12 protein-coding genes are annotated in these 12,598 nt (G+C 70.6%); 7 read left to right on the top strand and 5 right to left on the bottom strand.

The genetic code is table 11. The features are described from left to right. The first annotated feature begins 5 nt into the window (after positions 1 to 5). Together SK571_RS24060 and SK571_RS24055 are read left to right on the top strand one after the other, a co-directional pair. Positions 6 to 1,067: a DUF917 domain-containing protein gene (locus tag SK571_RS24060; RefSeq protein ID WP_319986356.1), complete on the top strand. Its 1,062-nt coding sequence runs from the start codon at positions 6 to 8 to the stop codon at positions 1,065 to 1,067. Next, positions 1,064 to 2,593: a helix-turn-helix domain-containing protein gene (locus SK571_RS24055; RefSeq protein WP_319986355.1), complete on the top strand. Its 1,530-nt coding sequence runs from the start codon at positions 1,064 to 1,066 to the stop codon at positions 2,591 to 2,593. Before SK571_RS24060 ends, SK571_RS24055 begins: the two co-directional genes overlap by 4 nt. A gap of 3 nt (positions 2,594 to 2,596) precedes the next feature. Here the strand turns inward: SK571_RS24055 and SK571_RS24050 are convergent, their stop codons facing one another. The 3 genes from SK571_RS24050 to SK571_RS24040 all read right to left on the bottom strand — a co-directional run bounded on the left by SK571_RS24050 (position 2,597) and on the right by SK571_RS24040 (position 5,182). Continuing rightward, positions 2,597 to 3,373, bottom strand: coding sequence for a sensor histidine kinase (locus SK571_RS24050; protein WP_319986354.1), 777 nt, complete (start codon positions 3,371 to 3,373; stop codon positions 2,597 to 2,599). Between the two features lie 116 nt (positions 3,374 to 3,489). After that, positions 3,490 to 4,167 carry a class I SAM-dependent methyltransferase gene (locus SK571_RS24045; RefSeq protein WP_319986353.1) on the bottom strand — a complete coding sequence of 226 codons (678 nt, stop codon included), beginning with the start codon at positions 4,165 to 4,167 and terminating at the stop codon, positions 3,490 to 3,492. 58 nt (positions 4,168 to 4,225) lie between these two features. Further along, a complete protein-coding gene (locus tag SK571_RS24040; RefSeq protein WP_319986352.1) occupies positions 4,226 to 5,182 on the bottom strand; it encodes a glycoside hydrolase family protein in 957 nt (318 codons plus the stop codon). A 157-nt stretch (positions 5,183 to 5,339) separates the two neighbouring features. Here SK571_RS24040 and SK571_RS24035 point away from each other — a divergent pair, with 157 nt between their 5' ends. Next, entirely contained in the window at positions 5,340 to 6,872 is a 1,533-nt protein-coding gene (locus tag SK571_RS24035; RefSeq protein WP_319986351.1) for an ABC-F family ATP-binding cassette domain-containing protein, read from the top strand. Here SK571_RS24035 and SK571_RS24030 read toward each other — a convergent pair. Then, the gene (locus tag SK571_RS24030; RefSeq protein WP_319986350.1) at positions 6,832 to 7,203 is read right to left on the bottom strand and encodes a nuclear transport factor 2 family protein; all 372 of its coding nucleotides are present in this window, start codon (positions 7,201 to 7,203) and stop codon (positions 6,832 to 6,834) included. The two genes, SK571_RS24035 and SK571_RS24030, sit on opposite strands and share 41 nt — an antisense overlap. A gap of 36 nt (positions 7,204 to 7,239) precedes the next feature. On the opposite strand from SK571_RS24030, the gene SK571_RS24025 reads away from it, so the two are divergent. Continuing rightward, positions 7,240 to 7,701, top strand: a complete 462-nt coding sequence (locus SK571_RS24025; protein WP_319986349.1) for a MarR family winged helix-turn-helix transcriptional regulator — start codon at positions 7,240 to 7,242, stop codon at positions 7,699 to 7,701. Here SK571_RS24025 and SK571_RS24020 read toward each other — a convergent pair. Beyond that, the gene (locus SK571_RS24020; protein ID WP_319986348.1) at positions 7,698 to 8,525 is read right to left on the bottom strand and encodes a DUF4082 domain-containing protein; all 828 of its coding nucleotides are present in this window, start codon (positions 8,523 to 8,525) and stop codon (positions 7,698 to 7,700) included. The two genes, SK571_RS24025 and SK571_RS24020, sit on opposite strands and share 4 nt — an antisense overlap. 111 nt (positions 8,526 to 8,636) lie before the next feature. Here SK571_RS24020 and SK571_RS24015 point away from each other — a divergent pair, with 111 nt between their 5' ends. From SK571_RS24015 to SK571_RS24005, 3 genes are read left to right on the top strand one after another with little or no spacing between them, the layout of a single operon-like run. Beyond that, positions 8,637 to 10,850 carry a xanthine dehydrogenase family protein molybdopterin-binding subunit gene (locus SK571_RS24015; RefSeq protein WP_319986347.1) on the top strand — a complete coding sequence of 738 codons (2,214 nt, stop codon included), beginning with the start codon at positions 8,637 to 8,639 and terminating at the stop codon, positions 10,848 to 10,850. A 13-nt stretch (positions 10,851 to 10,863) separates the two neighbouring features. After that, on the top strand, positions 10,864 to 11,319 hold the full coding sequence (locus SK571_RS24010; RefSeq protein WP_319986346.1) for a (2Fe-2S)-binding protein: 456 nt from the start codon (positions 10,864 to 10,866) through the stop codon (positions 11,317 to 11,319). Between the two features lie 36 nt (positions 11,320 to 11,355). Beyond that, entirely contained in the window at positions 11,356 to 12,597 is a 1,242-nt protein-coding gene (locus tag SK571_RS24005; RefSeq protein WP_319986345.1) for an SLC13 family permease, read from the top strand. Position 12,598: the final 1 nt, after the last annotated feature.

Genomic DNA, 12,598 nt, shown 5'->3' with positions numbered 1-12,598 from the left:
CGCCCATGCACCTGCTGCAGCCCGACGAGGTGGACCGGCTCGCCCTGGGTGTGGTCATGCTCGGCAGCGGTGGCGGGGGCGGCGAGCAGGAGACCCACGCGTTCGCGGCGATGATGCGGCACGAGATGCGGCAGAGCGGACCGGTCACGATCCTCGAGCCGGGAGAGGCCGACCCGGACGGCTACGGCGCGCGGGTCGGGCTGCTCGGCGCACCGACCGTGATGATCGAGAAGCTGCCCTCCGGCCTGGAGGCAGAGGAAGCCCTGAAGGCGTTGCAGGCGCACGACTCCACGGCCGCGACGGCCGTCATCGGGTGGGAGATCGGCGGGTGCAACGGCCTGTTGCCGCTGCTCCTGGCCGCACGGCTGGGCCTGCCGTACGTCGACGTCGACGGGATGGGACGAGCGTTCCCGCGGATCGACCAGACGACCTACGACGCGGCCGGGCTGCCCACGACCCCGCTGGCCATCACCGAACCCAGCGGCAACCGGGCGGTGCTCGACTCGACCGGCATCGAGAAGCTCGCCCGCACGGTGATGGTCGACTTCGGCGGCTGGGCGATGATGGTCGCGAAGCCGTTGAAGCTCTCGGACGCGGTCGCAGCGGGCATAACGGGCTCGCTCGCCCGTGCCCTGGAACTGGGCGAGATCTGGTCGCGGCACTCGGACTCCGTGGGCGAACGGGCCAAGGCCTCCGGTGGTTTCCTTGTGGCGCGGGGAAAAGTCGTCGAGGTGTGGCGCGAGTCGGTCGGCGACTTTCCGCGCGGAACGGTGGCGCTGCGACGGCTGGACGCCGACGATGCGTACGTGCGCCTGGAGATGCAAGGGGAGTACCTGGTCGCGCTCGCGGACGGCGAGGCGCTCGTGACGACGCCTGATCTGCTGTGCTGCCTGGACGCCGAGACCGGCCACCCGCTGTCGGCCGAACGGCTCGGGTTCGGCGCGGTCGTGGACGTGGTAGCGCTCCCAGCGCCGGCCCAGTGGCTGCCCGCGGAGATGCTCGGCAGGGTCGACCCGCGGGCGTTCGGCTACGACCTCGGCTACGTGCCGTTCCGGGACGCCGAGTGATCGACGACGCCGACTCCCTGACCGTGCGCGATCTGCTGGAGATCGGCGTCTTCGGCGACGCGACCCTGCTGGCGGGTGAACGCGGTGTCGGCACCGAGGTCGCGGACGTGCGGCTGGCGGCGGACATGACGGCCGTCGAGGCGTGCTCGGCCGGAGATCTCGTGATCCTGACCGGGCACCAGCCGTACCTCGTCGAGGTGGCGCTGCGCCGGGCGTACAGCGCGGACGTGCGGGCCGTCGTGCTGGTGCGGCCGTCGACCGGCGCGTACCAGGCTCCCTCCGCCGCGACGATCTCGTTCGCGAACCGGCTTGGCGTACCCCTGCTGCAGGCCGACGCGGACGACCCGCTGCTGGTCGCGGACGCGTTGCGCACGGCCGTGCGGCGTCCCGAGGTCGCGGCGGCCCGGCTGCTCAACGCCGTCACCGCGCGGCTGGGACGCAGCAGGCCCGACCCGCGTTCGGTGATCACGATCCTGTCCGGCGAGCTGCACGTGACGTGCGCCGTGATCAGCGCGGACGGCACCGCGATCGAGGGGGTGTCGCCGCCCGGCCTGCCACCGGAGCTGCTGGCCGGCTCCGTCGCCGCCACCGCCGAGATGCCCGAGGGCTTCGCCGTGGCCGTGCCGGTGGAGACCGACCGGACCGGGCACGTGCACCTGTGGCTCGTCTCGCACGCCCGCGGCCGCAACAAGCGATGGGCCGAGACGGTCCTGCAGATCAGCCAGGTCGCGTCGTGGGCGCTGGGCAGCTGGGTCGCCGCCGAACGGCTGGAAGCCGAGCGCCAGGCCCGTTCGCGCGGCTCGCTGCTGTCCGAACTGCTCGCCTCCGGCGACGACGTGCCGCCACAGCTGGTGCAGCAGGCCGTGCTGGCCGGATGGCGCCTCGACGGCTGGCACACGGGCGTCTACGTCATGCCTGCCGCACCGGGCGTGCTCGACACCGCGGGCACCGAACGGCTGCGCGTCGAGCTGTCCCGGCGCGGCCTGCACGGCCAGCTGGTCGAGGGCGCGGAGGGCTGGTCGTTCTGGCTCACCAACGACTCCGAGCCACCGCAGTCGCAGCACCGCGAGCTGACCGCGAAGATCGCCCAGGTGCTCGGCGGCTGCACGCTCGTCGCCGGCATCGGACGGCCCCACCCCGGCGTCACCGGCGTGGGCCGGACGCTGGCCGAGGCCCGCGAGGCGGCCGCGATGACCGGATCGGCGAAGGTCGTGCACGTCGACGAACTGGGCGTGCGGCGGCTGCTGTCGATGGCGGCCGAGACCCCGGCGCTGGTCGACCAGGCCGCGCGGCTGCTGGCACCGCTGGCGGGCGTGGAGGACGGGCAGCTGCTGCGCACCCTCGCCGTCTACCTGGACGAGGAGTCGGTGACCTCGTCCGCGGCCGTGCGGCTGAAGGTGCACCGGAACACGGTGTCGCAGCGGATCAACCGGGTCGAGCAGCTGCTCGGGGTCAGCCTGCTGAACCCGGACGAGCGGCTCGCGGTTCACCTGGCCTGCCGGGCGGTCCGCGCCTCCGACGAGTGAGCGTCAGGTCGGCACGAACGCGGGCAGCACGGCGTCCACCTCGAACCCGCCGTCGTCCGTCGGGCCCGCCGTGAGGGTGCCGCCGACCATCTCGACGCGGCCGCGCAGGCCCAGCAGGCCGCCGCCGGAACCTGACAGCACGAGACCCGGTGCGGCCGGCGGCCTGGTGTTGCGGATGACCGCACGAACACTGCTCGGTCCACAGTGGATGGTGATCTCGGTGAGGGCGCCCGGCGCGTGCTTGTGCACGTTCGTCAGCGACTCCTGGACGACCCGGTACATCGTGCGGCGCACGGCGGGGGAGATGGTGTCCGCGTCGCCGTGCTCGGTCAGGGTGATCTCCAGGCCGGAGGCGGCGGAGTCGGCGACGAGCCGGGAGAGCCGGTCCGGCAGCACGTCCGGGATGAGGGCGCCGCGGCCGGAGCGCAGCACGCCGACGAGGTCGCGCAGTTCGGCCAGCGACTCGCAGCCGGCGGTGCGCAGTTCCTCGGCCGCCTGGCGCACGCCGTCGTCCCTCGCGGCCATCCGCAACGCGCCGGCGTGCAGCACCATCAGGTTCAGCCGGTGCGTCACGACGTCGCGCATCTCGGCGGCGAGCCTGGTGCGTTCGTCGGCGCGGGCCTGCTCGGCCAGCAGTTCGCGTTCCCGCTCGGCGAGCTCGGCCGATGCCCGCGCGAGCCTGCGCCGCGTGCCGACGTAGAGGCGCGCGAGCACGACGATCACGATCACGCTGGGACCGATGACGCCGACGGACGCCATCGACGCGTAGGCCGGCGTCACGCCGGTGACGATACTGCCGGTTTTGTGCCTTGGATCACCTACTGGAGCAGGGGGTTGTCCCTACTTTCGCAGGTGGCGACACCCGACTGTTCCGCCTGCCGGACACGTGCGTCCGTTCACTGCACGTCCTTGCGGAACAGGGCCGTCCACAGGAACGACTTGCCGAACCGCGGGGAGTCCGGGGGCTCCTCCGTCATCCGGCGCAGGTCGATCTCCGTGAGGTCCTGGAAGATCCACCGCAACTCGTCCGGGGTGTAGCCGACGCCGCCGGACAGCCCGGACCGCTGGTACAGGTCCGCGTCCGGTGTGAAGGTACCTTCCTCGGCGGTGAAGCAGGTGAGCGCGAAGTGGCCGCCGGGGACGAGGGCGCGGTCGAGCAGGGCGAGATAGCCGACGCGGCGGTGCGGTGGCAGGTGGTGGAAGCAGCCGGAGTCGTAGATCAGGTCGTACGAGCCCTCGGTCGCGAACGCGTCGCCGTGCCGGAAGCGGACGTCCAGGCCTTCGGCGCGTTCCCCGGCCCACCTGATGGCGGTGGCCGAGATGTCCACGGCGTCGACCTGGAACCCGTTGCGCGCCAGGAAGACGGCGTTGCGACCGGGGCCGCAGCCGACGTCGAGCACACGGCCCGGCGTGAGCGTGCCGCGCTCCACGTGGCCGGCGAGGTTCTCGTCCGGCTTGGTCACGAAGAACGGGACCTCGCGCGAGCGGTCCGCGTAGAAGCGGTCCCACCAGTCACCGCCGCAGGGTGCGGACAACTCGTCCAGCAACGCCATGACGTCCTCGATCGTGCGCACGGTGCGATGCACTCAAACCCCCAGGTAGACGCCCTGCAAGTCTACCTGGGGGAGGGGTTCACAGGCCGCCTTCGCTCAACCTCTTGCGGTACCCGCGGGCACCTTCGGAGCCGACGTTCTCGTGGAAGTCGATGCCGCCGGGGTTGGTCTGCACGTGGTAGTAGCAGGCGCCCCACAGGCTCGACGCGACCGAGTCGTCGAAGTGCAGGAAGTTCCCGTACTTGTAGCCCTTCTGGTACGGGGTGAGCTTGGTCGTCCGCATCGAGTACTCGGTCGCGATCACGGGCTTGCCGGGCCACTTCTGCGCGCACCGCGACAGGGTCTCCGAGTAGGTGAGCTCGTTCCAGCCGCCCTGCGCGCCGAAGTCGCCGTCGTCGGCGTTGCTGTAGAAGTGGACGCCCACGAAGTCGCACTTCTTGATGGCGTCGACGAAGTTCGGGTTGGCGTACCAGGTGTCCGGGTTCGTGGTCTTGTTCGGCGAGAGCGCGGTGCCGCAGATCTTGGCTCCGGGGAACGTCTCCCGGATCCGGTCGATCGTCACGCTCAGGTTGTAGCCGTACGCCCACGGGTCGGCGACGCGGATGTTCGGCTCGTTGCCGAGTTCGATGATGCACTTGTCGGCGCCCGAACGGATCCTCTTGAACTCGAAGAAGCGCGAGTCGCGGATCTCGGCCACGGCCTGGTTGGGGTCGATCATCCGGTCGGTGTCGCCGGTGACGGTGCGGACGATGAGGAAGTTCGTGGCGCCCGCCGCGGTCCAGATGTGGTCGGGGAAGTTCTGCCACGGGCCGGAGCCCGGCATGCCCCAGCCCGTCACGACCTTGGCGAGGTTCGCGCCCTGGTTGTTGATCGCGTCGATCCACGTCTGGTAGCCGTCGGTGAGCAACGGGCCGTGCGCGCGGTAGTGCGGCGCGGCCGACGCCCGGCCCGGCAACGACGCCATGCCCGCCGCCGCGACGGCGCCTGCCGCCAGCTTGCCGATCGCGCGGCGGCTGTACTGCCTTTCGCCGGACATCTCCGGTCTCCCTTCGTCGGTGATCAGGGGAGATGCAAACGGGGACGGGTATGCGGGCGGTATGCGGTTGCGCCCTCGTACGGTGTATGGCAACATCGGTTAGGTGATCTTCTGACCCCGCTTCCGGCATCCGTTCCTTCGGCGGTAGGGGTCGCTCGTGTCAGCTCAGTTGACGATCAAGAAAGTCACCAGGAACTTCGCGTTCAAGCGCGTGCTCGACGACGTGTCCCTGACGGTCCGGCCGGGCGAGAAGCTCGGTGTGGTCGGCGAGAACGGCTCGGGCAAGTCGACGCTGCTGCGGCTGATCGCCGGGCAGGACGTGCCGGACGACGGTGAGATCACCGTGGTGGCGCAGGGCATCGGCCATCTCGGGCAGGTGCTCGGCCTGCCGGCCGACGCGACCGTCGGCGACGCGATCGACGCCGCTCTCGTCGAGATCCGCTTGCTGGAGCAGCAGATCGCGGTCGCGGCGCGGCAGGAGAGGCTCGACGAGCTCGGGGAGTTGTTGACGGCTTTCGAGTTGCGCGACGGCTACTCGGCCGACGCGCGGGTCGAGGCCGCGATGTCCGCACTCGGTGTGAGCGCCGGCCGCGAACGCGCGCTCGGCACTTTGTCGGGCGGGGAACGGGCCAGGCTCGCGCTCGCCGGCGTGCTGTCGGCCGAACCGGAACTGCTGCTGCTCGACGAACCCACCAACCACCTGGACGACGAGGCGCTGTCGTGGCTGGAGACCAGGTTGCGCGGGCATCGGGGCACTCTGGTCGTGGTGACGCACGACCGGCTGCTCCTGGAGAGGGTGACGACGGCGGTCGTCGAGGTCGAGAACCAGACGATCACGCGCTACGGCAACGGTTACGCCGGCTACATCGCCGAGAAGTGGGCGGCGCGGCGGCGGTGGGAGCAGGCCTACGCGGAATGGGCCGGCGAGATCGGGCACTGGACGCAGTGGCGCGGCACGACGGCGCAGCGCGTGGCGCCCGGACGCCCGATCCCCGACCACAACAAGTGCAAGTACAACGGCGACGGCCGCCGCGTGCAGGCGTCGATCAGGACGCGGGTGCGCAGCGCGTCCGAACGGCTGGAACGGCTGCGCGCCGATCCGGTGCCGAAACCGCTGGAACCGTTGCGCCTCAACGCCCCGCTCGACGGGGCGGTGCGCGAGGGCACGCTTCTCGGGTTCGGGGAGGTGAAAGTCGAGGCGGGGCAGCGGTTGCTGGTGACCGGACCGAACGGCGCCGGCAAGTCGACGTTGCTCGACGTGCTGGCGGGTGTGCTCGAACCGGGCCGCGGCACCGTCGTCCGGAACGGTGTCATCGGCTACCTGCCGCAGGAAACCGTTGTGCGCGAGCCGAAGCAGACGGTCCTGCAAGCCTTCGGCGGGAGTGCTGACCAGCTCGAAGCGCTGGGTTTGTTGCACAGGGCCGACTTCGCGATCCCGGTGGGCGCGTTGTCGATCGGGCAACGGCGGCGGCTCGCGCTCGCCCGGTTGCTCAGCAGGGAATCCGACGTGCTGCTGCTGGACGAGCCCACGAACCACCTGTCGCTCGCGCTGGTGGAGGAACTGGAAGCAGCGCTCGCCGACTACCCCGGCGCGGTCGTAGTGGCGTCGCACGACCGGTTGCTGCGGCAACGGTGGAAGGGAGAGGAACTCAGAATGGCTCGTAGCAGTCGAACGTCTCGATGGAGCTGATCAGCCCGTCGCGCGTGTCCACGAACTGTGCGATGTGCGCGACGAGCTGCTTGCCGTCGCGGAGCACACCGGTCCAGGTCAGGCGCAGGATCGCGGTGTTGCCGGACACCAACGCCGAGTGGAGGTCGTACTTCTGGCTCGACAGCAGCCCGGCGCCCTTCTCCGAGTTCGCGATCATCTCTTCGAGGGACGACCGGGCTCCGTGGGGCTTGATCAGGTTCGGGCGCTCGACGGTGATCGCGTCGGCGGTGAAGTACCGGCGCAGCGCGGGACCGGACTCCCCGGCTTCGAGCGCGCGGTGCAGCGAGGTGGCGAGACCGATTGGATCCATACTCACAACCATAGTTGTACAACCTTGGTTGTCAATGTGAGGATTCGTGTCGTGGACCTGATGGACATCGACCTGGCGACTCTCGCCTACCTCACCGGCAGCTCCGCGAACGACGCGATCCTCAAGAGACTGCGCGAGATCGGGCACGAGGGTGTCCGCGTGTCGCACGGGTACCTGATCCAGCACCTCGTCGAGAACGAGCCGAAGGTGGGTGAGCTGGGCGAGCTGCTCGGCGTCACGCAGCAGGCCGCCTCGAAGCAGTTGCTGGAGCTGGAACGCCTCGGCTACGTCCGGCGCGTGCCGGACCGCGTGGACGGCCGGATCCGGCGCGCTCAGCTGACCGACCGGGGCCGGCGGCTGGTCGAGGACAGCCGCCGGCTCCGGCGTGAGCTGGACGTGCACGGCGATGACGAGGTCAAGCGCGCGTTGATCAGACTCCTGGTCGCGACGGGCGGCGCCGAGAAGGTGCTGAAGCGCCAGGTCGTGCCCGACGCTTAAGGGCGGAAGACCGGCTCGATCCCGTAGTTGCTGCCGAACCAGGTGTCGGCCGGGAAACCACCGCTGTAGCTGTGCACACCGGCGTTCACCGGGATCTTGAACGGCGTCTGCGCGAGGTTGCCGACGAAGTAGTTCTCCGTCGCCTTGTAGCCACCTGCGGGCGTGTAGTACGAGACGACGTACTCGGTGCCCGCGACCACGGGAACCGGTGTGCCGAAGGTGATCCGCTGGCTGTGCGCCGCGCCGGGAGCCTCCTGCTCGGCCAGCAGCGTGCCGTTCGACCAGACCCGCGCGGTCACGGGCCCGGTGTAGTCGCCGCGCCTGATGATCAGGGCCGTGATCGAGCCAGGACGGTCGACCGCGACGCGCATGCCGATCTCGACGGCCTGCTCGTCGGGGTCGTTGATCGTCGGGTTGTGCGTGTCGTGCAGGAAGAGCGAGGTCTCGTGCGCGAGCGCGGGAACCGTCGTGCCGCCGACGTGGATGGTGCGGGACACGGTGGTCGGGCCGGTCGTGGACGCGGTGCGGGCGCGCGCGTGGATCGTCATCGGGCCGGAGACGGACGGGAACAGCAGGACCGTCCACCGCTCGCCGCGCGTGTCGGCGGGGGTCCAGTTGGTGCCGTGGTCGGTGGAGAAGTCGACCCCGGTGATGCCGCCCGACTCGCCGTTGACGGCGCCGCCGATCACGAGCAGCGGCTGGTTCACCGGAACGGAGACCTCGGCGGTGGGCGAGAAGATCATCGCCACCGGGTTGTCCGCCGCGAGGGCGGGAGTGGGAGAGACCAGGACAAGTGCCAGCAGCAGTACTGCTATTCGTCTCATGTACGGCGAATCGTCCCCGGTACAGGCGCAGTTACGGCGGCCCGCTGTTCGGTCGTGCACCCGTTCGGCTGACGGTCGTACCCGTGTCCACCAGATGTCGTTGACGAGTACATGACCTGTGACAACGAAGTCCCGGTCCCCGCAGCCGGGGCCCCGGTTCGTCGTCGGCAGTTCCTCACGTTCCTCGTGGCCGCGCCGGTGCTCACCGTCGCGGTTCCCGGCACGGCCGAGGCCGTCATCCCGACGCTGCCGCAACCGGCCGAGATCCTCGATCTCGGCGACATCCTGATTCTCGCCGGTACTCCGACCGCGGGCGCGCTCGCCGTGCTCAGCGTCGGTGAGGACGGCGTCGTGACCCTCGACCTGCCCCGCGCCGAGGTCGGTCAGGGCATCACCACGGCCTGCGCGATGCTCGTCGCGGAGGAGCTCGACCTGCCCCTCGGCCAGGTCCGCGTCACGCTCGCCGACGCGCGGCCCGAGTTGCTGATGAACCAGCTCACGGGTGGTTCCAACACGATGCGGTCGGTGTACGGACCGATCCGGCAGGCGGCGGCGGCCGCGCGGGCCAGGCTGCTCGCGGCGGCGGCGGAGCAGTACGGCGCGGACGTCTCCGGCCTGTCCACCCGCGACGGCGCGGTGATCCTCCCGGACGGACGCCCCGTCCTGTACGGACTGCTGACGTCCGCCGCCGCGCAGCTCACCGGAGTTTTTGCGGCGCAACCGAAACCGGCCTCGGAACACCGGCTCGTCGGCACGCCGCAGTCGCGCATCGACGCCCGTGCGATGGTCACCGGTCAGTTCCAGTACACGCTCGACCGCGACGTGCCGGGCGCGATGCCGACGGTCGTGCGCAGGCCGCCGACGATCAACGGCTCGGTGAGGTCGGTCGACTCGGCGGCGGCCAGGGCCATGCCCGGTGTGCTCGCGATCGGGGTCGTGCCGACGGGCGTCGCGGTCGTCGCGGAGACGTTCGGGCAGGCCATGGCCGCCCGGGACGCGCTGAAGGTCACCTGGAACCCCGGCACGATCGACGCGTTGTCGGACAAGGAGATCCGCGCCGAGCTGCGCGCCGCCACACTGCCGTTCGCGGTGCCGCCGCTGCTGACCCAGCACCTGGACATGGAGTTCGACTTCGCGTTCGTCAGCCACGCGCCGATGGAGACGAACTCGGCGATCGCGGACGTTCGTGACGACCGGGCCGAGATCTGGGCCGGGTTGAAGTCGCCGATCGTGGCGCGGCAGACCATCGCGGCGGCCATCGGCCTGCCCGAGTCCGCGGTGACCGTGCACGTGACGCAGGGCGGCGGTTCGTTCGGACGCAGGCTCTTCTTCGACGCCGCGATCGAGGCCGCGCAGATCTCCAAAACCTTGCGGCGACCGGTGAAACTCATGTGGAGCCGCACCGACGACATGCGGCACGGCCGGGCTCGCGCCGCCAGCCACCACAAGCTGCGCGCGACGTTCGCGCTCGGCAACGTGCTGACGTTCGAGCACCGCGTCGCGTCCGTCGAGACCGACTTCCGGCACGGCCTGGGCGAAGTGCTCACCGCCACCGCCGCGTCGCTGTCGGTCGCGGGCAACCTGTCGTTCGCGCAGACGGTGTTCCTCACGACGTGCAAGGTGCCGTACAACTTCGGCGTGGTGACCTCGCTGCTCAACGAGGTGCCGCTGCGCATGCACACCGGGTCGTGGCGGTCGGTCTACTCGGCGAACACCCGTGGTGCGGAAGAGGTCCTCGTCGACCAGCTCGCGGCGAAGATGGGCAAGGACCCCGTCGCGTTCCGCCGCGAGCACCTCAAGACCGCCCGGCAACGCGCCGTGCTCAACAAGGTCGTGGCGGAGGGCGATTGGGGCCGTGCGATGCCCAAGGGCTTCGCGCAGGGCATCGCTTTCCACGACGAGTACAAGTCGTGCACGGCGTGCCTGGTCGAGATCGACGCCCGCGACCCGCGGAACCCGCGCGTGGTCAAGGCGGTGATCGCGGTCGACGTCGGCCGCCCGATCAACCCGCGCGGCCTCGAGGCGCAGATGCTCGGCGGCCTGACCGACGCCATCTCCACCACGTTGCGCGCCGGTCTGCACATCGACAGGGGCCTGCCGCTGGAGGGCTCGTACTCGCAGTTCCACTACGCGCGCCAGAAGGACACCCCGAAGGACGTGCGGATCTTCGTGATGCCGGCGACGGGTGAACCGGGTGGCGCGGGCGAACTGGGCGTGCCGGCCGCGGTCGGCGCGATCGCCAACGCCTACGCGCGGGCGACCGGCGTGGTGCCGCGCAGCTTCCCGATCATCTTCCCGGTCGACTTCGAGCCGTTCCCGCGCTGAAGGAGCGTCCCCTGTGCCTACCTACACGTTCGTCGTCAACGGGAAGCCGGTCACCGTCGACGCTCCCGCGAACCTGGCGCTGCTCTGGGTGCTGCGCGACAAGCTCGGCGTGCGCGGCCCGAAGTTCGGGTGCGGCATCGGCGTGTGCCGCGCCTGCACGTCCCACCTGAACGGTGCGGAGATCCAGCCGTGCGTGACGCCGGTGGCCGAGTGCGCCGGGCAGTCGGTGACCACGATCGAGGGACTGGCATCGGGTGACGACCTGCACCCGGTCCAGGAGGCGTGGCTGGAGCAGGACGTCGCGCAGTGCGGCTACTGCCAGCCGGGGCAGATCATGGCCGCGGCGGCGTTGCTCCGGACGAAGAAGGAGATTTCGGACGAGGACGTCGACCGGATCGCGAACGTCTGCCGTTGCGGTACCTACTTCCGCATCCGGCAGGCCATAAAGTCGGCGGCGGCCAAGATGTAGAAGTCAGCCGGATGGGTGCCGGCGCAGGAGGATCCCGTGCTGGCGCTGTCCGTTTTGCTGCTGGTCGCCGTGTTGGTGTGCGCGGTCGTCAGGCCGTGGGGCTGGCCCGAGGCGGCGGTCGCGGTACCGGCGGCGGTGATCGTCGTGCTGGCCGGGGCGTTGCCCCTCGACCACGTGGTGGACGAGGCGGTGCGGCTGGGGCCCGTGATCGGGTTCCTGGCCGCGATCCTCGTGCTCGCGCAGCTCTGCGACGACGAGGGACTCTTCCACGCCTGTGGCGCCTGGATGGCCCGAGCGTCCGGCGGCAGGCCGAAGACGTTGCTGGGCGGGGTGTTCGTCACGGCCTCGGTGACGACGGCCGTGCTGAGTCTCGATGCGACGGTCGTGCTGCTGACGCCGGTGGTGTTCGTGACGGCCGCGCAGCTCGGCGTCCGGCCGAAGCCGCACGTCTACGCGTGCACGCACCTGTCCAACAGCGCGTCGTTGCTGCTGCCCGTGTCGAACCTGACGAACCTGCTGGCGTTCGCGTCGAGCGGGCTGAGCTTCACGCGGTTCGCGGCGCTGATGGCGTTGCCGTGGGTGGTGGCGATCGTGGCCGAGTACGTGGTGTTCCGGCGGTTCTTCCGCACCGATCTCGACGCGCCCGTGCACGCGCCCAGGGAACAGCCGCAACAGGAGCTGCCGGTGTTCGCGCTGGCCACGGTCGGCCTCACGCTGGCGGGGTTCGTGGTTGCGTCGGCGACCGGCGTCGACCCGGCGTGGGCGGCCTTCGCGGGTGCGCTCGTCATGGCGGTGCGCGCGTTGGTCCGGCGCCGCACCACGGTGGCCAAGGTCGTACGGGCGGCGTCGCTGCCGTTCCTCGCCTTCGTGCTGGGCCTCGGCGTCGTCGTGCGGGCGGTGGTCGACAACGGGCTGGACGACGTCCTGCGGCTCGCGATCCCGGGTGGTACCGGCCTGCTCGCGCTGCTCGGAGTGGCCGCGGTCGCCGCCGTGCTCGCCAACGTGATCAACAACCTGCCCGCGGTGCTGGTGCTGCTGCCCCTGGTCGCGCCGATGGGGCCGGGGGTGGTGCTGGCGGTGCTGCTGGGCGTGAACCTCGGCCCGAACCTCACCTACGCCGGGTCGCTCGCCACGTTGCTGTGGCGGCGGATCGTGCACGACCACGACACCGAGGTGAACCTGCCGGAGTTCACGAAGCTCGGCCTGCTCGCCGTGCCTGCCACCCTGATCGGCGCCGTCGTGGCACTGTGGGCGTCCCTGCACGTGATCGGAGGATGAC

It is taken from the genome of Lentzea kristufekii, assembly GCF_033949925.1.
GTDB classification, from domain to species: Bacteria; Actinomycetota; Actinomycetes; order Mycobacteriales; family Pseudonocardiaceae; genus Lentzea; species Lentzea kristufekii.
The sequence above is the reverse complement of the archived record's forward strand: the minus strand, read 5'-3'. Positions and strand labels throughout refer to the sequence as shown.